The sequence below is a fragment of the Curtobacterium sp. NPDC089991 genome (assembly GCF_044748425.1).
Classification (GTDB): domain Bacteria; phylum Actinomycetota; class Actinomycetes; order Actinomycetales; family Microbacteriaceae; genus Curtobacterium.
Window position 1 is genome coordinate 439,585 of sequence record NZ_JBIVGB010000002.1, and the last position, 21,274, is coordinate 460,858.

17 protein-coding genes are annotated in these 21,274 nt (G+C 70.5%); 14 read left to right on the top strand and 3 right to left on the bottom strand.

The window, feature by feature from the left end:
• The first annotated feature begins 105 nt into the window (after positions 1 to 105).
• The 7 genes from ACIPV1_RS07265 to ACIPV1_RS07295 all read left to right on the top strand — a co-directional run bounded on the left by ACIPV1_RS07265 (position 106) and on the right by ACIPV1_RS07295 (position 9,002).
• Positions 106 to 297, top strand: coding sequence for a ferredoxin (locus ACIPV1_RS07265; RefSeq protein WP_402726041.1), 192 nt, complete (start codon positions 106 to 108; stop codon positions 295 to 297).
• A gap of 2 nt (positions 298 to 299) precedes the next feature.
• Positions 300 to 1,532 carry an NAD(P)/FAD-dependent oxidoreductase gene (locus ACIPV1_RS07270; protein ID WP_402726042.1) on the top strand — a complete coding sequence of 411 codons (1,233 nt, stop codon included), beginning with the start codon at positions 300 to 302 and terminating at the stop codon, positions 1,530 to 1,532.
• Between the two features lie 28 nt (positions 1,533 to 1,560).
• Entirely contained in the window at positions 1,561 to 2,871 is a 1,311-nt protein-coding gene (locus tag ACIPV1_RS07275; RefSeq protein WP_402726043.1) for a cytochrome P450, read from the top strand.
• Positions 2,872 to 3,036: 165 nt separating this feature from the next.
• The gene (locus tag ACIPV1_RS07280) at positions 3,037 to 4,404 is read left to right on the top strand and encodes an extracellular solute-binding protein (protein ID WP_165918785.1); all 1,368 of its coding nucleotides are present in this window, start codon (positions 3,037 to 3,039) and stop codon (positions 4,402 to 4,404) included.
• A complete protein-coding gene (locus tag ACIPV1_RS07285) occupies positions 4,401 to 5,378 on the top strand; it encodes a carbohydrate ABC transporter permease (protein ID WP_208320968.1) in 978 nt (325 codons plus the stop codon). Before ACIPV1_RS07280 ends, ACIPV1_RS07285 begins: the two co-directional genes overlap by 4 nt.
• Positions 5,375 to 6,319 (top strand): carbohydrate ABC transporter permease, encoded by a 945-nt coding sequence (locus ACIPV1_RS07290; protein ID WP_131879473.1) that lies wholly within the window; start codon positions 5,375 to 5,377, stop codon positions 6,317 to 6,319. The genes ACIPV1_RS07285 and ACIPV1_RS07290 overlap by 4 nt, the downstream gene beginning before the upstream one ends.
• A 13-nt stretch (positions 6,320 to 6,332) precedes the next feature.
• Entirely contained in the window at positions 6,333 to 9,002 is a 2,670-nt protein-coding gene (locus ACIPV1_RS07295) for a family 78 glycoside hydrolase catalytic domain (protein ID WP_402726044.1), read from the top strand.
• A 93-nt stretch (positions 9,003 to 9,095) separates the two neighbouring features.
• On the opposite strand, the gene ACIPV1_RS07300 is transcribed toward ACIPV1_RS07295, so the two are convergent.
• The 3 genes from ACIPV1_RS07300 to ACIPV1_RS07310 are packed head-to-tail and all read right to left on the bottom strand — an operon-like array spanning position 9,096 to position 11,254.
• Positions 9,096 to 9,527: a hypothetical protein gene (locus ACIPV1_RS07300; protein WP_402726045.1), complete on the bottom strand. Its 432-nt coding sequence runs from the start codon at positions 9,525 to 9,527 to the stop codon at positions 9,096 to 9,098.
• Positions 9,528 to 9,563: 36 nt separating this feature from the next.
• On the bottom strand, positions 9,564 to 9,902 hold the full coding sequence (locus ACIPV1_RS07305) for an L-rhamnose mutarotase (protein WP_402726046.1): 339 nt from the start codon (positions 9,900 to 9,902) through the stop codon (positions 9,564 to 9,566).
• Positions 9,899 to 11,254: an MFS transporter gene (locus ACIPV1_RS07310; protein ID WP_402726047.1), complete on the bottom strand. Its 1,356-nt coding sequence runs from the start codon at positions 11,252 to 11,254 to the stop codon at positions 9,899 to 9,901. The genes ACIPV1_RS07305 and ACIPV1_RS07310 overlap by 4 nt, the downstream gene beginning before the upstream one ends.
• 390 nt (positions 11,255 to 11,644) lie before the next feature.
• Here ACIPV1_RS07310 and ACIPV1_RS07315 point away from each other — a divergent pair, with 390 nt between their 5' ends.
• The 7 genes from ACIPV1_RS07315 to rhaI all read left to right on the top strand — a co-directional run bounded on the left by ACIPV1_RS07315 (position 11,645) and on the right by rhaI (position 21,270).
• Positions 11,645 to 12,655, top strand: coding sequence for a LacI family DNA-binding transcriptional regulator (locus ACIPV1_RS07315; protein WP_123938523.1), 1,011 nt, complete (start codon positions 11,645 to 11,647; stop codon positions 12,653 to 12,655).
• Between the two features lie 79 nt (positions 12,656 to 12,734).
• Positions 12,735 to 13,820: a LacI family DNA-binding transcriptional regulator gene (locus ACIPV1_RS07320; protein WP_123938522.1), complete on the top strand. Its 1,086-nt coding sequence runs from the start codon at positions 12,735 to 12,737 to the stop codon at positions 13,818 to 13,820.
• Between the two features lie 332 nt (positions 13,821 to 14,152).
• A complete protein-coding gene (locus ACIPV1_RS07325; RefSeq protein ID WP_123938521.1) occupies positions 14,153 to 15,502 on the top strand; it encodes an ABC transporter substrate-binding protein in 1,350 nt (449 codons plus the stop codon).
• A gap of 4 nt (positions 15,503 to 15,506) precedes the next feature.
• Entirely contained in the window at positions 15,507 to 16,442 is a 936-nt protein-coding gene (locus ACIPV1_RS07330; RefSeq protein ID WP_243649937.1) for a carbohydrate ABC transporter permease, read from the top strand.
• An 89-nt stretch (positions 16,443 to 16,531) separates the two neighbouring features.
• Positions 16,532 to 17,335, top strand: coding sequence for a carbohydrate ABC transporter permease (locus ACIPV1_RS07335; protein ID WP_243648916.1), 804 nt, complete (start codon positions 16,532 to 16,534; stop codon positions 17,333 to 17,335).
• A 120-nt stretch (positions 17,336 to 17,455) separates the two neighbouring features.
• Complete coding sequence (locus ACIPV1_RS07340; RefSeq protein WP_402726048.1) at positions 17,456 to 19,762, top strand: family 78 glycoside hydrolase catalytic domain; 2,307 nt, start codon at positions 17,456 to 17,458, stop codon at positions 19,760 to 19,762.
• A gap of 335 nt (positions 19,763 to 20,097) precedes the next feature.
• Positions 20,098 to 21,270 carry an L-rhamnose isomerase gene (gene rhaI / locus ACIPV1_RS07345; protein ID WP_123291971.1) on the top strand — a complete coding sequence of 391 codons (1,173 nt, stop codon included), beginning with the start codon at positions 20,098 to 20,100 and terminating at the stop codon, positions 21,268 to 21,270.
• Positions 21,271 to 21,274 lie beyond the last annotated feature (4 nt).

Consider the following 21,274-nt stretch of genomic DNA (forward strand, 5'->3'; position numbering starts at 1 on the left):
GACCGGATCGTCCATGTTCTGCCCGCGGAACCCATGCCGTCGCAACCCGGTCCGAACGTAGCGTCGGTGCACCGGTCGACGGCGATCGGTGACAGGAGGACGACCATGCGGATCACCGCGAACACGGACATCTGCGTCGGGGCCGGGCAGTGCGCCCTGGTCGCCGGAGCACTCTTCGACCAGGACGACGACGGCATCGTGGAGCTCCTCGACGAGCACCCGGGCGCCGCCGACGAACCAGCAGCCCGACGAGCGGCGGCGCTCTGCCCCGCACACGCGATCACCCTGCAGGACTGACCGTGCACGTGGTCGTCGTCGGCGCCTCGGTCGCCGGTCTGACGGTCGCCGAGGCGCTCCGGGCCGAGGGCCACAGCGGGCCGGTGACCCTGGTCGGCGACGAGCCCCACGTGCCGTACGGTCGCCCACCGCTCTCGAAGCAGGTCCTGACCGGAGCATGGGATGCCGATCGCGCGGCGCTCCGGACCGCCGCGGAGCTCGACGCCCTCGACCTCACGATCCGCAGTGGTGTCCGAGCCACCGGCCTCGAGCCGTCGGCGCACCGACTGCTGACCGATGCCGGCCCGATCGCGTACGACGTGCTCGTCGTCGCCACCGGGGCGACCGCGGTCCGACCCGCAGTACCGGGCGCCGAACGCGTGCACCTGCTGCGGACGCTCGACGACGCCGTGCGGCTGCGTGCCGCGTGGACGTCCGCCGAGCGGGTCGTGGTCATCGGCAGCGGGGTGCTCGCGTCCGAGATCGCCTCGGCGGCCCGGGGCAGCGAGCGCGCGGTCACGATGGTCGGACGTCGTGGCGGGCTGTCGTTCGGCACGGTCGGGCTCGCGCTGTCCGATCGGCTCACCGCGCTGCACCGGGCCGCGGGCGTCACGGTCGAACCGAACGCCGGGGCACGGGCGGTCGAGGGCACGCGGACCGACGGCACGGGGCGCGGCGGCACGGGGCGCGGCGGCACGGCGGTCGTGCTCGGCGACGGTCGGCGCGTGCCGGCCGACGTGGTCGTGGCCGCGACCGGCGGACGTCCGAACACGGCCTGGCTCGCTGGCTCCGGGCTGGTCGTCGACGACGGCGTCTGCTGCGATGCACGCGGGGTCGCGGCTCCCGACGTCTTCGCGATCGGCGACGTGGCGCGGTGGGCGGCGCCCGGGGTCTTGCCGGCACCCGCTCCCGCGTCCGGCACGTCGCTGCCGCCCCGTGTCGAGCACCAGACCAACGCGATCGAGCAGGCCCTGTCCGTCGCCGCGACCATCACCGGCCGCGACGACCAGACCGAGCGCGTGCCGTTCTTCTGGTCCGAGGTGCACGGCGTGCTCGTGCAGGCAGCCGGCACCTTCGACCCCGCCGCCCCGCTCGAACCGTGGGACGACGACCCGGCCGTCCTCGTGCAGCGCTCCGGCGACCGCGGTGGTACCAACGACCGCGCGACCACGGGTGCCGTCGGCTGGGGAGCACCGCGGTCCTTCCGACGCGCACGACGGCTCCTGGCGGCCGGCATCCCGACACCCACCCGATGACCCGCACCGCACCGACCTGGAGGTCCCCGTGACCACTTCGACCGAACCCGCCGCCTGCCCGTTCGCGCACGCGCGCACCCTGCCCGTGGACGGCACGCCGCTCGCCCCGTCGCCGACGATCGCCGCGTGGCGCGCATCCGACGCCGCGGTACCGCTCGAGTACCAGGACGGCCACGTCGGCATGGTCGTGACCCGGTGGGAGGCCGCGCGAGCGGTGCTCGGCGACCCGCGCTTCAGCCAGCTGCCCCACCGCATGCCGCGGAGCGACGCTGCACCGGCCCACGACCCAGCGCACGCAACCACGGCGCCTCCACCGGACACGCTCGACGACTCCGCACGCCGGTCGATCGACGCCGCCAACCTGCTCGCCCTGGACGGCGACGCCCACCAGCGCATGCGCCGCGGTGTGACCAGCCGGTTCTCGGTGAAGCAGGTCCGTGGTCGCGAGCCCTGGGTGCACGACACGGTGGCCGGCCAGCTCGCGGTGTTCCGGGCGCTGGGCCCCGGTGCCGACGTGTTCGCCGACTTCGCCCAGCCGATCGCCGCACGGACGCACTGCCGGGTGATCGGGGTGCCGGACGACCTGGTGCCGCAGTTCCGGGAACTGTTCGTCGACCAGGTGACGACAACCACCACCCAGCAGCGGTTCGACCACATCCGGACGGTCCTCGACCGACGGACGGGCGATCCCGGCGACGACGTCGTGAGCGACCTGCTCGCCTCGGACTTCGAGCGGTACGAGGTCGAGGGGCTCGTGTTCCAGCTCATGAGCGCGGGACACGACTCCGTCGCCTACCTGATCGCCACCGCCACGGTCGCGTTGCTCACGAACCCCGACCAGCTGGCCCTGCTCCGCGACGACCCGGACCGCATCGCGCCGGCCATCGAGGAGTTCATGCGCACCGGTGCGATGTTCCTGACCCTGTTCCCGCGAACGGCGACCGAGGACGTCGTCGTCGACGACCAGCTCGTCCCGGCCGGCACGACGGTGTCGGTCTCGCCCGTCGGTGCGAACCGGGATCCGGAACGGTTCCCGGACCCCGATCGCCTGGACGTCGGGCGGGACGCCTTCGGGCACCTCGGGTTCGGGCACGGTCCGCACGGGTGCGTCGGGCAGCAGCTCGCGCGGCTCGAGATCCGGCAGGCGCTCACGCAACTGCTCGCCGGCCTGCCCGGGCTCCGACTGCTCGACGCCGACCAGCTCCACCCGCTGCCGTTCGCGAACCCCGTCGCCACGTACGACGCGGGAGCGGTCCATGTCACGTGGGACCAGGAGACCGCGGGGACCGCGGGGACCGGCCCGAAAACCGATTCTCGTTCAATTTGTCCATCGATCTGAATTAATGCTGGCGCTCCGGCCCGGAGCGTCGTACATTTGTCGCCAGCCGCCCGGTGAAACGATTCACCTCCACCGGACGGTGTGCCGATTGTCAACGAAGATGACCGGAGGGACTCGATGTCGAGCCGACCACCACACCCACCCACCAGGCCCGCGCCACGCGACGTGTCGCGTCGGGCGTTCCTCGCAGCGATCGCCGCCGGCACAGCGACGATCGGGCTCGCGGGGTGCACCGTGATCAGCGGCGGCGCAGTTGCTGCCGACCAGCAGGGCATCCGACTCAGCAAGGACCCGGCACCGGGCCGCGACCACGTCATCGAGCTCTACAACATCTGGGGCGGCACCCTCGGCAACGCCTGGGTGCTGCTCGGGGAGCTCTACGAGAAGTCGCAGTCGCACACCGGCGTCCGGGTCACGTACGCGCCGCTGTCCGGCAACACCCAGATCCGTCTGCAGACCGCGATCGCCGCGGGCACCCCGCCCGACCTGGCCTTCTGCACGCCCGAGGAGTACCCGCAGTTCGCCGGGTACGGCGTCGTCACGAAGCTCGACGGCTACATGGCGAAGGCCGGCCTCGGCGAAGCCGACTACGCCCCGGCGGTGTGGAAGCAGATGACCGCGACCGACGGCATCTACGCGCACCCGATCCTGGTCGACGTCAACTTCCCGCTGTTCTGGAACAAGAAGGTCTTCGCCGACGCCGGCCTCGACCCCGAGACGCCGCCGACGACCATCGACGAGCTCGACCGGTTCTCGGACAAGATCCTGCGGAAGGACGGCCGGCGGATCACCCGCATCGGCACGATCCCGTGGGACTACTACGGCTTCAGCAACTCGATGTTCACGCTCGGCTTCGCCTTCGGCGGCAAGTTCATGAGCGACGACAACCAGGTCGCGACCCCGGACGACGACAACATCGTGCAGGGTCTGCAGTGGATGTGCGACTACGCGAAGAAGGTCGGCGGCGCCAGCCAGCTCGCCGTCACCGCTCCGTCGCAGACCCTGCCGTCCATCGCGAGCGGCAACGTCGGCATGGCGCCGATGACCACGACCGACAGCTCGAACGTCTACAAGCAGGGTGACGCGTCCAAGGTCGAGCTCGGCGCCGCACTGTTCCCCTACGCCGAGGGGCTCGGCTCCCCCGGCAGTGCCACCTGGCTCGGCGGCTACGACCTCTTCATCCCGAAGGAGTCGAAGGAGCACGACGCCGCGTGGGACTTCCTGCAGTTCGCGACCACGTCCGACGAGGGCACCCAGGCGAACTTCACGAACGGCACCCTGCTGCCCGGCTACACGAAGTCCCCGGTCCTGCAGGAGTTCCGCGACGACCCGACGGTCGCGATCTACCGCGAGGGCCTGCTGTCCGCGCGGAACATCCGACCGACGATCCCGGTCGCCAGCACCTACGCGACGGCACTCGACGTCGCCGTCAGCAGTGCCATCTACGGCAAGACGACCCCCGAGCGCGCCATGAAGAGCGTCGCCGCGCAGGTCAACTCCGCCCTCGACGAGTTCCGGAAGGAGCACCCGTGACCGTCACACGGAGCATCACGACCAGCGGACCACGGTCGCGCGACAAGGGGTCCAGCTGGCTCACCCACTGGATCCCCCGCACCCGCGCGCAGCGACAGACGTTCCTGTGGGGGCTCTTCTTCACCGCGCCGGCGATCATCGGCCTCGTCGCCTTCACGGGTGGCCCGATCATCACCAGCGCCGTGAACAGCTTCACGAACGCCAACCTGCTCGGCGGCAGCCGCGACTGGATCGGCTGGGACAACTACCGGACGCTCTTCGCCGACGGCCAGTGGTGGCTGTCGCTCGGCAACACGCTCTTCATCACGGTGATCTCCGTCCCGCTCGGCATCGCCGTCGCGCTCGGCCTGGCACTGCTGCTGAACTGGCGGGTGCGGGGCCTCGGCTTCTACCGCGTGGTCTTCTTCGTCCCGTCCATCGTGCCGATCGTCGCCAGTGCGGTGATCTGGGCGTACGTCCTCAACCCGCAGTACGGCGTCATCAACAACGTGCTCGGCCTGTTCGGCATCCAGGGCCCCGGTTGGCTCTCGGACCCGGACTGGTCCAAGCCCGCGCTGATCCTGTTCGGGCTGTGGGGCGTCGGCAACCTCATGGTGATCCTGCTCGCCGGCCTGCAGGGCGTGCCGCAGGACCTGCTCGAGCAGGCGTCCCTCGACGGCGCCGGCACCTGGCAGCAGTTCCGCAACGTGACGCTGCCGTTCATCAGCCCGCAGCTGCTGTTCGCGACCATCACGGGCCTGATCGCCGGGTTCCAGTACTTCACGCAGGCGTTCGTGATGACGGGCGGGTACGGCGATCCAGCCGGCTCGACCCTGGTGTCCGGCGTCTACCTGTACCAGTCCGCGTTCTACCACTACCAACTCGGCTACTCGAGCGCGGTCGGCTGGGTGCTCTTCGTGATCATCGCCGCCGTCTCGATCCTGGCGTACCGGATCATCGGCCGGCGCGTCTACTACGGAGGTGAGGCACGATGACCGCCATCGACAGTCCGACCGGCGCGGCCGCGGCCGCCCTCGAGCCGGGGCAACCCGGCCGCCCCGGCACCGCGGAGCCCAGCCGACCGGTCCCGAAGCACCGCAAGCGGACGTGGCCGCAGGTCGCCGAGTCGATCGCGAAGCACTCCGTCCTGATCGTGCTGAGCGTCGTCTTCCTGATGCCCCTGTTCTGGATGGTGACGGGCGCGTTCAAGACCCAGGCGGACATCGGTGCGTTCCCGGTGAAGTGGTTCCCGGACACCATCACGACCGGCAACTTCTCGTACGGCCTCGCCACGTTCCCGCTGCTGCAGTACTTCTGGAACACGCTCGTGATCTGCGTGCCCTCGATGATCGGCGCCGCACTGTCCAGCGCGATGGTCGGCTACGGCGTCTCGAAGATCCGGTGGCCGTGGCGGAACGGGATCTTCACGATCCTGATCGCGACGATGATGGTGCCGTTCTACGTCACGATGGTGCCGCTGTTCGTGGCCTACCGTGACATCGGCTGGACGGGCACGTACCTGCCGCTCATCGTGCCGACGTTCTTCGGCATCCCGTTCTTCATCTTCCTGATGCGCCAGTTCTTCCTCGGCATCCCCGAAGCACTGTCGGACGCCGCACGCATCGACGGCGCCGGCGAGCTGCGCGTGTTCTTCCAGGTGATCCTGCCGCTCTGCAAGCCCGCGCTGGCGGCCGTGATGCTCTTCCAGTTCCTGGCGTCGTGGAGCGACCTGCTCGGCCCGCTCCTGTACCTGACGAAGTCGAGCCAGTACACCCTGTCTCTCGGCCTGACGTTCTTCCAGGGCGCGCAGGGCGACACCGCGGTCGGCCCCCTCATGGCCGTCTCGACCATCATCCTCATCCCCATCGTGGTGCTGTTCTTCTTCGCCCAGAAGACCTTCATCCAGGGCATCACGATGTCCGGCATCAAGGACTGACGAAAGGAACCGCATGACCGACACGACGACCTCCACCGCCCGCCGTGTGGCCGGCTCCCACCCGACCGGGAGGCCCGCCACCGGCCCGCAGGACACGGTCGCCCCGTCGGGGCTCCGCGTCGAACACCTCCGCGAACCCCTCGGGATCGGCTCACCGACTCCGCGCCTGTCGTGGCTCGTACCCGACGCCCCCGCGGGCTGGTCCCCGACCGGAGCCGACGTCGAACTCGTCTCGCGGTCGGCGGGCGACGACGCCGGTTCCACCGCCCGGGTCGACGGCTCCGGCGTCCTCGTCGCGTGGCCGTTCGCACCGCTGGCGTCCCGCGAGCGCGCGGTCTGGCGCGTCCGTGTGGTCGGCGACGACGGCACCGGAGCCGAGCACGCGACGGGCTGGAGCGAGCCCCTGGAGGTCGAGGCGGGCCTCCTGGCCGACAGCGACTGGACCGCCTCGTTCGTCGCCGCGCCCTGGCGGGAGAACACCCGTGTCGACCAGGCACCGCCGGTGCTCCGGCGACAGGTCTCGCTGCGCGGACCGGTACGCCGCGCGCGGCTCGCGGTCGCGAGCCTCGGCCTGCACGAGGTGACCATCGACGGGGTGCGCGTGGGCGACGCCGAGCTCGCGCCGGGGTGGACGTCGTACGGACACCGCGTGCGGTACCTCGTGCACGACGTCACCGGACACCTGTCGCAGGGCGGCGACGTCGTCCTCGGCGCGCGCCTGGCGGACGGCTGGTACCGCGGCCGGATCACCTGGGACGACCGCATGCGGAACGTCTACGGCGACCGCCTCGCACTCATCGCCCAACTCGAGGTGGAGTACGAGGACGGCACGGCCGAGACCTTCGGCACCGATGACTCCTGGCGCGCCGCACGCGCCGGGATCCTGCTCTCCGGCCTCTACGACGGAGAGAAGTGGGATGGCGGAGTCGAGCCCGACGGTTGGCAGGCCGTCGGGTTCGACGACTCCGACTGGGACCCGGTCGAGGTCCTCGACCGCCCGTCCGCCTCGCTCGTCGCCGCCGACGGCCCCGTCGTCCGGGTGACCGAGGAGATCGAACCGACGTGGTCACGGCGTTGGGACGCCGGCGCGATCCAGCTCGACTTCGGGCAGAACCTGCCGGGCCGCCTGCGGATCCGGAACCACGCGGTCGGACCGTTCGGCGTCACGATCCGGCACGCCGAGGTCATGCAGGACGACGAGCTCGCCACCAGGCCACTGCGCACGGCGAAGGCCACCGACGTCTTCTACTCCGGGCCGTCCGACGACGGCACCGGCACGTGGCACCCGCGGTTCACGGTGCACGGGTTCCGCTACGCCGAGGTCGAGGGATGGCCGTCCGCGACGCTCGAGCCCGGGGACGTCGTCGCCGAGGTCGTGCACTCGGACATGCGCCGCACCGGGTGGTTCCACTGCTCGGATCCACGACTCGAACGGTTCCACGAGAATGTCGTCTGGTCGATGCGCGGCAACTTCGTCGACATCCCGACCGACTGCCCGCAGCGCGACGAACGGCTCGGCTGGTCCGGCGACCTGCAGGTGTTCACGCCCACCGCGGCGTTCCTGTACGACTGCGCCGGCGTCCTGCGGTCGTGGCTGCGGGACCTCGCGCTCGAGCAGCGACCGGACGGCGGCGTGCCGCACTACGTGCCGACGCTGCCCGGCGCCGACCCCGAGGGCAACCACGCCGCCGTGTGGGGCGACGTGGCGGTGCTCACACCCTGGGAGCTGTACCGGGCGTACGGCGACGTCGGGCTGCTCGAGGACCAGTGGGCCTCCGCCAAGGCCTGGGTCGACGGGGTGCACGCGACCTCGGACGAGTCGTTGGTGCGCGTCGACGGCTTCGAGTTCGGCGACTGGCTCGACCCGCTCGCCCCGCCGGAGGACGCCGCGGCCGCGAAGGCCGACAAGTACTGCCTGGCGACGGCGTACTCCTACCGATCGACGTCGGTGCTGGCGGCGTGGGCGGGGGTGCTCGGGGACCAGTCCTCGTCCGACCACTACGCGGCGCTCGCCTCACGGATCCGGGACGCATGGCGCGAACGGTTCCTGTCCGACGCCGGCGAGGTGCTCGACGACTCGCAGGCGTCCAGCGCGCTCGCGATCGTGTTCGGGCTCGTCGACGCCTCGGGGCCGGTCGGTGAACGGCTCGCTGCCTTGGTGCGCGCGAACGGACACCGGATCGGCACCGGGTTCGCGGGCACCCCCGTGGTCTGCGACGCGCTGCTGCAGGCCGGACACCTCGACGACGCCTACGCGATGCTGCTGCAGGACGAGTGCCCGTCATGGCTCTACCCGGTGGCGCAGGGCGCGACGACGATCTGGGAGCGCTGGGACTCGTTGCTGCCGGACGGCCGTGTGAACTCCGGCGGGATGACGTCGTTCAACCACTACGCCCTCGGGTCGGTCGCGGACTTCATGCACCGGGTGGTCGCCGGCATCGCGCTCGCGTCCCCCGGCTACGGGGACATCCTGTTCGCCCCGCGCCCCGGCGGTGGGTTGACCTCGGCGGGGGCAGCGCTCGACACCCCGCACGGACGGGCGGCGATCGACTGGGAGGTCGTCGACGGCACGCTGTCGGTCACGGTCACCGTGCCGGTCGGCGCGACCGCGGTGCTCGACCTGCCCGGCGCTCCGGCGACGCCACTGGCCCACGGCACGTGGCAGGCCTCGGTTCCCGTGTAGCGCGGGCGGGCGCTTCGTGAGCAGGAATGGTCGGGTCGGGTCATCCCCCCCGACCATTCCTGCTCACGAAGTCATCCGGGCACGCACTCGCGCTCAGTCCGGCAGCACCGCGTCCGGGATGTCCCGCAGGAAGATCTCGATCGTCTTCGGACCGATCCCCTTGAGCGTGCCGAGTCGGTCGCGCAGGTCCTTCCGCGATGCCGCGGTCTTCACCAGGTGCGACACGGAGCCCTCGTCGGCGTCGAGCGTGTGCATCGTCTCGTGCAGGGCATCGGTCATCTGGTAGTCGAACCGCGCGTAGCCGCCCTCGTCCAGGACCCTCCGCAACTGCTCCCGTCCGGCGCCCGCGAACTTCCCCGGGCTGTTGAACCCGTGGTCGATGAGGTCGCGGTAGGTCTCCGCCGCCTGCTCCTGCCGGATGGGCCTGCCGAAGAGCATGCTCGCGAGGAACCACCGGTAGAGCTGTTGGGGCTTGCCGTCGGACAGGTCGATCCCGAGGTCCGCGGCGTGGATCACGTCGGCCATGGACCGGACGCTACCCGCTCCCCGCTCCCCCGCTCCTCACTCGGCGGCGGCCAGCTGGTCCTCCAGGTTGAACACCTCGGGCAGCACCCGCGCGGTCTGGTCCGCCCGACCCGTGGCACCGTCGAACAGGTCCTGCATGTGCGCCTCCCATGCGGTCGCGACCTCGGAGGCCGCGAGGGACGCGTCGGCATCGGCCACCGAGTCGGTCTCGTAGTAGCCGATCAGCAGGCCGTCGTCGTCGAGGAACAGGGAGTAGTTCCGCCGCCCCGCCGTGGCGATCGCCCCGAGCATCGCCGGCCAGACCGCGGCGTGCCGCTCGCGGTAGGCGTCCAGGTGCTCGGCCTGCACCTGCAGTCGGAAGCAGACGCGGGTCACCGGTCGGCCTCGGCGCGGCGACGCTGTTCGGCGTCCTGCACGGCGCGCTCGTCGGCGGTGCGCACGGTACCGGTGGCGGTGGTCACGGTGCCGTACCGCTCGGCCTCGATCGCCTCGAGCGTCTTGCCCTGCGTGCGCGGCGCCCAGATGGTGCCGACCAGGAACGACATCGCGAGGAGCCCCAGGATGAGACCGCCGAGCGCACGGAGTCCGATGTCCGACAGCAGCAGCGGGAACCAGATGCTCAGCAGACCGACCATGACCCGCGCGGCGAGGAAGAGCACGCCCTGCGCACTGGCCCGGTACCGGGTGGCGAAGAGCTCGCTCGTCCAGAGGCCGTAGAACGCCTGGGCACCGATGCCCGACGAGATGCCCCACGTCACGGCGAAGAACAGCAGCGTGCCGAGGTTCGCCGGCGCGTAGATCAGGACGGCCCAGGCGACGATCGCGAGCACCGCGCCGAGGGCGAACAGCAACCGTCGACTGACCCGGTCGCCGTAGCGCATGAAGCCGAAGTAGGTCGCGGCGACGGTGCAGCCCCACACCAGGATCTGCAGGCCGTACTGCTCGGTGACGCTCGTGACCCCGGTGGCCGAGTACACCCGCGGCTGGAAGATGCCGGCCTGCCCGGCGACGGTGTTCCAGAGCGCGTAGACGCCGAACAGGAACAGCATCGCGGTCAGGTTCCGGCGCCGGCTGAACAGCTGGGTGATCCCGTGGAAGAAGTTCGCGGTGCCGGTCGCGGCGCGCTCGTCCTTCCAGATCGCCGACTCCGGCAGCCCGCGGCGAAGCCACCAGACGACGGCGGCGACGACGAACAGGTGCGCGAAGATGAGCCGGCTGCCGAGCAGTCCGAGGGGTGCCGCGGCGATGGCCAACGCGAAGCCGACCATCGGGCCGATCGACCAGGCGAGCTGCGCGGTGCCGACGTGGGCGGCGCGCTTGTCCGCTGGTGCCTGCTCGGCGATGTAGGTCCAGCTCGCCGGCACCCCGGCGCCGACCGCGATGCCGGTCAGGATGAAGCCGACCAGCAGCATGCCGTAGCTGCCGGCGAAGACCGCGAGCAGGATGCCGAGCATGTAGAGCAGCAGGTCGTAGGTGTAGATGAACTTCCGGCCGTAGCGGTCGCACAGCGGTCCGCCGATGATGGCGCCGGCGGCGGCGCCGAACGCGTTCGCCGACAGGCTCGCCAGGAGGCCGACCTCGAGGTCGCCGACGTGGAACTGCGCCTGCCACAGACTGAGGCTCGTGGCGATCGCGATGATCGACCCCGACTCGATGTAGTTCGACATGGCGACCGAGACGGTCGCCTTCCAGCCCGTGGTGCTCCGGGCTCCGATTCGGACCGCCATTGGTCCTCCGTTCGCGTGTTCGTCAGTGAATCGTTTCAACGGGACAGCGAGACGATAGTGCGACCCAGCGGGCGTTGGCAAGTCCGTGCTGTGCGCGTCCGCACGGTGCGCGGTCGCTCACTTGGTGCGAGGTTGCCCGCTCCGTGCGGCGCTGCAAGCGCGCACCGAGCGGCCAACCTCGCACGTTGCGGCGCAGCACGCACGGTGCGACGCCGGAACGGAGCACGCACGGGGCGCGGCCGCACCTACAATCTCGCACCGTGCGGTGGACCTGCCCACCCGCCGGACGGGAGGCCCGGGTCCAGCCCGCACCGCGCCTCCCGTCCGCCGTTTTCCACAGATCACGGCGCGCACCACCCGGAAGCGCAGGTGCGATGCCAGGATGGCCACATGGCGGTCAGTGTGCGAGAGGTGGCAGCGCTCGCCGGCGTGTCCCTGGGGACGGTGTCGAACGTCCTGAACCGTCCCGACAAGGTGGCCCCGACCACCGTCGACCGGGTGCAGTCCGCCATCGCCGCGCTCGGGTTCGTCCGCAACGACTCCGCGCGCCAGCTCCGGGCCGGCCGCAGCTCCACCGTCGGCCTGATTGTGCTCGACGGCGGCAACCCGTTCTTCACCGACGTCGCGCGCGGTGCAGAAGACGCCGCGATGGACAAGGGCCTGGCCGTCCTGATCGGCAACTCCGACGAGTCCACCGACCGCGAGCGCACCTACGTCGACCTGTTCGAGGAACGCCGCGTCGCCGGCCTGCTCATCTCCCCCGCCGGTGACGACCTGTCCCGCCTCGCCCGCCTGCGTGACCAGGGCACCGCCGTCGTGCTCGTCGACCGCCGCGCCGACGACGAGCACTTCGCCTCGGTGTCGGTGGACGACGTCGCGGGCGGTCGCATCGCGGTCGAGCACCTCGCGGCCATCGGGCGGACGCGCATCGCGTTCGTCGGCGGCCCGTCCAGCATCCGCCAGGTTGCCGACCGGCACGCCGGCGCACTGTCGGCGGCCCGGGCAGCTGGTATCGAGCTCGAGGTCCTGCCGACCGCGTCACTGTCGGTGCTCGAAGGGCGTCGCATCGGCGAAGAACTCCAGGCACGCGCCCGCGCCGAACGGCCGGACGCGGTGTTCGCGGCGAACGACCTGCTCGCGGTCGGCCTCGAACAGGCGTTCATCATGCGCGGCACGATCGCGGTGCCGGACGAGATCGCGATCGTGGGCTACGACGACATCGCCTTCGCCGAGGCAGCCGTCGTCCCGTTGACCTCGGTGCGCCAGCCTGCACAGGACCTCGGGCGCCAGGCGATCGAGCTGTTGACGAAGCAGGTCGAGCTCGGGCAGGGCATCGACCTCGAGCACGTCGAGTTCACGCCGGAGCTCGTGGTCCGGCAGTCCTCCGTCGCCGACGCGTAGCCGACCGCCTCGCGTCTGCCCACCAGCCTGACCGGCTCTGCGGCACGGATCGGCCGCCACTGCGGCCTACGATCGGAGCATGGTGCATGTCCCCCGGCGCGACGGCCCGCCGAGCGTGCACCACGTCGCAGCTCGCGCCGGCGTCTCGCTGGCGACGGTCTCGAACGTCCTGAACCACCCCGAGCGGGTCGCCGAGTCCACGGCCACACGCGTGCACGACGCGATCGCCGAACTCGGGTACACGCCGAACCGCAACGCCCGGGCACTGGTGTCCGGCAGCACCCGGGCGATCGGTCTCGTGGTCGCCTCGCTCCGCAACTCGCTGTTCACGGACGTGGTGAGCGGTGCGCACACGACCGCCCGCGAACGCCGGCGCACCCTGCTCGTCGCCAGCAGCGAGAACGACCTCGAGGCGCAGGGCGAACACCTCGCGTTCCTCGAGAGCACCCGGGTGTCCGGCATCCTGCTGGCCTCGATGACGGAGTCCCGCGCACAGGTCGAGGCGGCGAAGCAGCACGGCCTGCCCGTCGTCTACGTCAACTACGAGCCGACCGAGGTGGACGCCTGCTCGGTGGTCGTCGACAACGAGCAGGCCGGGTACGTCGCCGCGCAGCACCTCATCGAGCAGGGCTGCCGACGCATCGGCTTCGTGAGTGCCCGGCCCGACCTGCAGCCGGTGGCCCGTCGCCGCGCGGGGCTCCTCCGCGCGATCGCGGAACACCCGGGAGTCGAACTCGTCGACGTCGACGCCGGTGACATCGACCCGCCCGGCGGCACCGACGCCGGCGCGCGGATCGCCGCGATGCCGGTCGCCGAACGGCCCGACGGCGTCCTGGGCGTCACGGACCTGCTCGCGATGGCGGTCGTCTCCGAGCTCCGAGCCGCCGGCATCCGCGTGCCCGAGGACATCCCGGTGTCGGGGTGCGACCACAACTCGGTGGCGTGGGGCGGCGCGGTGCCGTTGACCTCGGTCACCATGCACGGCGAGGAGATGGGCGCCACCGCCGTGGCCCTGCTGCTCGAGGAACTCTCCGACCCGATGCACGTCCACCGCACCGTGGTGCTCGGCAGCGAGCTCGTCCCCCGCGAGAGCACGCTCGGCCGCGCCGGTGCAGCGGCCGCGCGGGCCACGGCGCCGAGCGACCCGCGCCGCACCGAGGCCTGAGCGCCCGAAAGCGACAGTCCTGCGGCACGGGACGCCGTCTGGTCCGGCAAAGCGACAGATCCACGCGAACAGTTCGCGGCACACTGTCGCTTTCGCGGGTGGGGCGGAGGCAGGGCGGGCGAAGCAGGGCGGGTGGGGCGAGGCGGGACCGCGCGCACCAGGCATGCGCGTTCCCGTAACGAAATCGGCACAGCGATTGACACGCTTCAATCCACGTGGTTCCATCCTGATTGAAACGTTCTAAACAGCAGCAACCGGAGCCCACGACGACGCGGGATCCGGGTCCGTTTCACCCGGGGTACCCCGCCCCGGGCCTTACGAGGAGGTAAGGAATGTCAGCTCGTTCCCTGACCACGAGGACGCTCACCAAGCGCGCCGTCGTCAAACGGCTCGTCGCCATCGGCGGCGCCACGGTCCTGATCGGCGGGCTCGCGGCGTGTTCGTCCGGCGGTTCCGCCGACGAAGGCGGCGGCAAGGTGCAGATCACCTACCAGGCCGACAACTCACCCGCGACCGCAGCCACCGCGAAGCCGCTCATCGAGGCGTTCGAGAAGGCCAACCCCGACATCACGGTCAAGTTCGACACCCGCCCGCAGGGCACCGACGGCGACAACCTGGTGAAGACCCAGCTGTCGACCGGCGAGATGGCCGACGTCTTCAACTACAACTCCGGTTCGCTCATGCAGGCCCTCAACCCGGACAACACCCTGGTGGACCTGTCCGACGAGAGCTGGACGAAGGACGTCGACGAGCAGTTCACCAAGGTCGTCAGCACCGACAAGGGCGTCTACGGCGCTCCGTTCGGCACGAGCTTCGGCGGCGGCGTCATGTACAACAAGAAGGTCTACGCCGACCTCGGACTCAGCGTCCCCACCACGTGGGACGAGTTCATCAGCAACAGCGAGAAGATCAAGGACGCCGGCAAGGTCGCCCCGATCATCCAGACGTACGGCGACACCTGGACCAGCCAGCTGTTCGTGCTCGGCGACTTCGCCAACATCACGGCGCAGGACAAGGACTGGGCGGAGAACTACACCGCGAACAAGGAGTCCTACGCCAAGGACCCCGCACTCGCCGGCTTCGACCACCTCGCCGAGGGCAAGGACAAGGACCTCTACAACGAGGACTACGCCTCGGCCACGCAGGCGAACGGCCTGAAGATGCTCGCCGACGGCACCGGGGCGCAGTACCCGATGCTGACGAACGCGATCTCGACCCTGCAGCAGGACAGCCCCGACGCGGTCGCGGACATCGGAGCGTTCGCGCTGCCGGCCGAGGACGCCGACGACACGAACCTGACCATCTGGGAGCCGAACGGCCTGTACATCCCGAAGACCACCGAGGGTGACGAGCTCGCCGCCGCGAAGAAGTTCATCGCCTTCGCGAACTCGGCCGACGGCTGCAAGGTGCAGAACGACACCGGAACGCCCGGTGGCCCGTACGTCATCTCGACCTGCTCGCTGCCGGACGACGTGCCCCCGATGATCGACGACCTGCAGAAGTACCTGGACGACGGCAAGGCGAGCCCGGCGCTCGAGTTCCTGTCCCCGATCAAGGGCCCGAACCTCGAGAAGATCTGCGTGCAGGTCGGCTCCGGCATCACCAACGCGGCCAAGGGTGCTGACCAGTACGACGACGACGTCGTCCAGCAGGCACAGCAGCTCGGCATCAAGGGCTGGTGACACGGTGACCGCGACACTCACGACGGCACTCGAGCCGGCGAAGACCCGAGCGGGTTCCGGCGGGACCGGTCCCGCGCGCAAGCGGATGCGCTCGTTCTACCCCGCGTGGTTCTTCATCCCCGCGATCGCGCTGTACGTCGTGTTCTTCGCGGTCCCCACCTTCGCCGGGTTCTACTTCTCCCTCACCCGCTGGACGCTGTTCGACCAGACCTTCATCGGTTTCGACAACTTCGTCCGGTTCTTCCAGGACCCGCAGCTCGTCTCCGGGTTCGTGCACACGTTCCAGTACGGCTTCGTGACGAGCGCGGCGAAGGTGGTCATCGGACTCGCCCTCGCCCTGCTCCTCACGTCGCCCGTGCTGGGGCGCGGCTACCTGCGGGCGGTCGTGTTCTTCCCGGTGCTCGTGTCGACGATCGGCATCGGCATCACGTTCAAGGCCCTGATGGACCCGTTCCACGGGATCATCAACGGCGTCCTCGGCTCGGTCGGCCTCCCCACTCCGGGGTGGCTGACCGACCCGGCCCTCGCCCTGTGGAGCGTCGCCGCGGTGGACGTCTGGAAGGGCGTCGGCATCGCGACGCTCATCTTCATCGCCGGCATCGTGGCGATCCCGCAGGAGTACTTCGAGGCCGCACGGGTCGACGGCGCGAGCGCGTGGTCGATCTTCCGGAACATCACCCTGCCGCTGTCGCGTCCCGCGATGGGCACCGTCATCATCCTGTCGCTGATCGGCGGGCTGCGGTCCTTCGACCTGATCTGGGCGATGACCGGCGGTGGGCCAGGGTTCACCAGTGACGTCATCGCGAGCGTCATCTACAAGCAGTACCAGGCCGGGTTCTACGGCCTGTCCACCGCCGGCAACGTGGTCCTGTTCGTGGTCGTCACGGCGATCATGGTCCCGATCTCGTGGCTCCTCAACCGCAAGGAGGCGGACCTGTGACCGCCGTCACCAGCCCCCGCCGGACCGCCGGCCGTGCGCCGACGCCGACGAGCCGGAACCGCCACCCGGGCCGGACCCGCCGGTGGGTCATCGGCTCGATCGCCATCGTCGTCAGCTTCGTGGTGTTCCTGGTGCCGTTCGTCTTCGTCCTGCTGCAGGCCATGAAGAACCCGGCCGAGGCGAACCAGCTCGGCTTCAGCCTGCCGACCGAGTGGCAGCTCTGGCAGAACCTGCAGGCCGTGTTCGGGTCCGGTGACGGCGTGATCGTCCGTGCGTTCCTGAACAGTGCGGTCCTGACCGTGGGCAGCGTGATCGTGATGGTCGTGTTCTCCGCGATGGTCGGGTACGTGCTGCAGCGTCGTCCGAGCAAGTGGAACGGTGTGATCAACTTCTTCGTCCTGGCGGGCCTCATCGTCCCGCCCGCGATCGTCCCGACGATCTGGGTGCTGCAGGGGCTCAACCTGTTCAAGACCATGGGCGGGATGATCCTCATCGAGGCGACCTTCGGCCTGTCGTTCTGCATCCTGCTCTTCCGGGCGTTCGTGGCGACGATCCCGAAGGAGCTCGACGAGGCAGCCGTCCTCGACGGCGCCGGACCGATCCGTCTGTTCTTCGGCGTCGTGCTGCCGCTGCTCAAGCCGGTCATCATCACGGTCGTGCTCGTGCAGTCCGTCACGGTGTTCAACGACTTCACGAACCCGCTGTACTTCCTGCCGGGGTCCGAGAACGCCACGGTGCAGCAGACGCTCTACTCGTTCCAGAGCCAGTCGGTCAGCCAGCTCAACCTGCTGTTCACCGACGTCCTGCTCATCACGATCCCGCCGCTGATCCTGTACATCTTCTTCAACCGCCAGATCGTCGCCGGCATGACCAGCGGCGCAGTCAAGGGCTGACGCCCGACCCCGGCCTGGAGGCGCGACCCGCCTCCGCCGCACCGCCCACCCGGGCGGGCGGCCGGGCCCCGGACCCCCGCACCGGTCGACGACGACCAGTCGCGTGAAAGGACACACCACATGACCGCCTGGACAGCACCGTTCATCACGAGCGACGCCGACCTCGGGAGCGCACCGATCCTGCGCCGTGAGTTCACCCTCGACGACGGCCACGGCGCCGTCACCGGAGCGACCCTCGACGTCAGCGCCCTCGGCGTCGTCGAGGCGTGGCTCGGTGGCGAACGCGTCTCCGACCACCTGCTCGAACCGGGGTGGACGAGCTACGAGTGGCGCATCCGCGTCGTCTCGCACGACGTCACGGCGCACCTGACCGAGACGGCCGCGGGCAGTGCCGCCGTGCTGGCACTCGTGCTCGGCAAGGGCTGGGCCGCCGGTCGGCTCGCCTGGGGTGGTGGCGGCGGCTGGTACGCCGACGAGCCCGCCGGGTTCGCCGAGCTCCGCATCACCTTCGCCGACGGCCACGAACAGCTCGTCGCCACCGACACGGACTGGCAGGCCCTGTCCAGCGCGATCACCGCCGACCAGCTGTACGACGGCGAGGACATCGACGCCCGACTCCGCGACGGCTCCTTCCTGACGCCCGGCGAGGTCACCACACCGAGCGTCGACGGCCACGAGGGACGCACCAGCGCCGTGCGCACCGTCGACATCGGCGAGCGCGAACTCGTCGCCGACACCGTGCCGCCGGTCCGACCCCTCGCCGAGATCGCCCCCGTCGAGGTGTGGACGAGCCCGTCCGGCGCGACGCTGATCGACTTCGGCGTGAACCTGGTGGGCTGGCTCCGCGTGGTCGCCTCTGGGCCCGCGGGCACGGTGCTGACCCTGAAGCACGCCGAGGTGCTCGAACACGACGAGCTCGGCACCCGCCCGCTGCGCACCGCGAAGGCGACGGACCACTTCACCTTGAGCGGCGGCGAGGACCACTTCGAGCCCCGCTTCACCTTCCACGGCTTCCGGTACGCCCAGGTCGACGGCTGGACCGGCACGCTCGACGAACTCCGCGCGGCCGTCACCGCGGTGCAGGTCGGCTCCGACCTGACCCGGACGGGCACGTTCGAGTCCAGCCACGAGCTGCTCAACACGTTCCACGACAACGTCATCCGGGGCATGCAGGGCAACTTCCTGAGCGTCCCGACCGACTGCCCGCAGCGTGACGAGCGCCTCGGCTGGACGGGCGACATCGCGGCGTTCGCGCCGACGGCGTCGTACCTGTTCGACACCCGCGCGTTCCTGGGCGACTGGCTCCGCGACGTGTGGCTCGAGCAGCAGCACGCCGACGGTGTCATCCCGTTCGTGGTGCCGGACGTGCTCAAGTACTCCCCCGCCGAGGACTTCGGTACCCCCGACGCCACCGCCATCTGGTCGGACGCCGGCGTCTGGGTGCCGTGGACCCTGTACCAGGCGTACGGCGACACCGCGGTGCTCGAGGAGCAGCTCGACTCGATGACGGCGCACCTCCGCCGCATCAAGGGCCACCTGTCACCCGAGGGCCTGTGGGACACCGTCTTCCAGTTCGGCGACTGGCTCGACCCGGACGCCCCGCCGGAGGACGCCGCCAAGGCGAAGGCCGACCCGGGCGTCGTCGCGACGGCGTGCGCGTACCGCAGCGCGACCCTGGTGGCGCAGGCGGCGCGGTTGACGGGCCACGAGGCGGAGGCGACGGAAGCCGAGGAGCTCGCCACGGGCCTCCAGGCCGCGTTCCGTCAGCACTACGTGACCGACGGCCGCATCCGGAGCGACTGCACCACCGTCTACGCGCTCGCGATCGTGTTCGGCATCCTCGACGAGGACGACGAGCGCCGTGCGGGCGACCGCCTGGCGGAGCTGGCCGAGCAGTCCGGGTACCGGATCTCGACGGGCTTCGCGGGTACGCCGTTCATCACCGACGCGCTGACGCAGACCGGCCACCTCGACGACGCGTACCGGCTGCTGCTGCAGACGGAGTGCCCGTCGTGGCTGTACCCGGTGACGATGGGTGCGACGACGGTCTGGGAGCGTTGGGACTCGATGCTGCCGGACGGCACCATCAACCCGGGTGAGATGACCTCGTTCAACCACTACGCACTCGGTGCCGTGGCGGACTGGATGCACCGGGTGGTGGGCGGCCTGTCGGCGCTCGAACCGGGGTACGCCTCCGTGCTCATCGCACCGCAGCCGGGCGGCGGCCTGACGTGGGCGTCGACGTCGCTCGACTCCGTGCACGGGCACATCGCGGTGCGGTGGGAGCTCGTCGACGGCGAGCTGCTCGTCCGTGCGACGGTCCCCGAGGGCGTCACCGCAGTGGTGCGCTTGCCGGGTGCCGCGGAGCAGCGGCTCGGCGCTGGCTCGCACGAGCTGCGCGCGCCGGCTGCGGTGCCCGCGGCGTAGCGCGGGGAGCGGACGGTGGGCTGGTCACGGTGGGTGCGCGGGACGCCTGACGGCGCTCGCCCGGCGTCGCGCCCCCGGGCGGTCTTCGCGCCCCGACTCTTCGGGGCGCGAAGACCGCAACGGGGCGCGCAGCCCGCGCCCGTCCCGCGCCCCCGTGCGCGCATCGCGCCCGCGCCCGTCCCGCATCGCGCCCCCGTGCGGTCATCGCGCCCCGACTCTCCGGGGCGCGAAGACCGCAACGGGGTGCGCGACGCAACACACCCCACACGGTTGCGGCAGCCCGCCGCGACCCGTACTCTATGAAACGATTCAATCGCACACGAGGAAGTGACACGATGACATCGACCCCGACCTTCACCGGCATCGCCGACCAGCTCGCACGACAGCAGATCGAGCTGCCCAGCTGGGCCTTCGGCAACTCCGGCACCCGCTTCAAGGTGTTCAGCACGCCCGGCACCCCGCGCGACCCGTACGAGAAGATCGCCGACGCCGCCCAGGTGCACAAGTACACCGGCCTCGCACCGACCGTGGCACTGCACATCCCGTGGGACCTCGTCGACGACTTCAGCGACCTCAAGCGGCACGCCGAAGAGCACGGGGTGTCGCTCGGCACCGTGAACTCGAACACGTTCCAGGACGACGACTACAAGTTCGGCGCCCTGACCCACGTCGACGAGACGATCCGGCAGAAGGCGATCGACCACCACCTGCGCTGCATCGACGTGATGGACGCCACCGGCAGCCGCGACCTGAAGATCTGGCTCGCCGAGGGCTCGAACTACCCCGGGCAGGAGGACATGCGCTCCCGCCAGGACCGCCTGCACGAGTCGCTCAGCACGATCTACGACCGCCTCGGTGCGGACCAGCGCCTGGTGCTCGAGTACAAGTTCTTCGAGCCGTCGTTCTACCACACCGACGTTCCGGACTGGGGCACGAGCTACGTGCAGACGGCCGCGCTCGGCGACAAGGCGATGGTCTGCCTCGACACCGGCCACCACGCCCCCGGCACGAACATCGAGTTCATCGTGATGCAGCTCCTGCGCCTCGGCAAGCTCGGCAGCTTCGACTTCAACTCGCGGTTCTACGCCGACGACGACCTGATCGTGGGCGCAGCGGACCCGTTCCAGCTGTTCCGCATCCTGGTCGAGGTCATCCGCGGCGGCGGCTACGACAACCACGACGTCGCGTTCATGCTCGACCAGTGCCACAACATCGAGGACAAGATCCCCGGTCAGATCCGCTCCGTGCTCAACGTGCAGGAGATGACGGCCCGGGCACTGCTCCTCGACCGCGTGGCCCTGACCGCAGCGCAGGAGGCCCACGACGTCCTCGGCGCGAACGAGGTCTTCATGGACGCGTACCAGACCGACGTCCGGGCGGACCTCGCCGCGTGGCGCGAATCCCGCGGCCTGCCGGCGAACCCGATGCGCGCGTACCTGGACTCCGGGTACCAGCAGTCGATCGCCGAGGACCGCGTCGGCGGCGTCCAGGCCGGTTGGGGCGCGTAGACAC

Excerpts from the sequence above, each read along its gene's own strand:
- ACIPV1_RS07265 (WP_402726041.1), top strand. The coding sequence starts at position 106 with ATGCGGATCACCGCGAACACGGACATCTGCGTCGGGGCCGGGCAGTGC.
- ACIPV1_RS07290 (WP_131879473.1), top strand. The coding sequence starts at position 5,375 with ATGACCGCCATCGACAGTCCGACCGGCGCGGCCGCGGCCGCCCTCGAG.
- ACIPV1_RS07295 (WP_402726044.1), top strand. The coding sequence starts at position 6,333 with ATGACCGACACGACGACCTCCACCGCCCGCCGTGTGGCCGGCTCCCAC.
- ACIPV1_RS07300 (WP_402726045.1), bottom strand. The coding sequence starts at position 9,527 with ATGGCCGACGTGATCCACGCCGCGGACCTCGGGATCGACCTGTCCGAC.
- ACIPV1_RS07310 (WP_402726047.1), bottom strand. The coding sequence starts at position 11,254 with ATGGCGGTCCGAATCGGAGCCCGGAGCACCACGGGCTGGAAGGCGACC.
- ACIPV1_RS07315 (WP_123938523.1), top strand. The coding sequence starts at position 11,645 with ATGGCGGTCAGTGTGCGAGAGGTGGCAGCGCTCGCCGGCGTGTCCCTG.
- ACIPV1_RS07320 (WP_123938522.1), top strand. The coding sequence starts at position 12,735 with ATGGTGCATGTCCCCCGGCGCGACGGCCCGCCGAGCGTGCACCACGTC.
- ACIPV1_RS07325 (WP_123938521.1), top strand. The coding sequence starts at position 14,153 with ATGTCAGCTCGTTCCCTGACCACGAGGACGCTCACCAAGCGCGCCGTC.
- ACIPV1_RS07340 (WP_402726048.1), top strand. The coding sequence starts at position 17,456 with ATGACCGCCTGGACAGCACCGTTCATCACGAGCGACGCCGACCTCGGG.
- rhaI (WP_123291971.1), top strand. The coding sequence starts at position 20,098 with ATGACATCGACCCCGACCTTCACCGGCATCGCCGACCAGCTCGCACGA.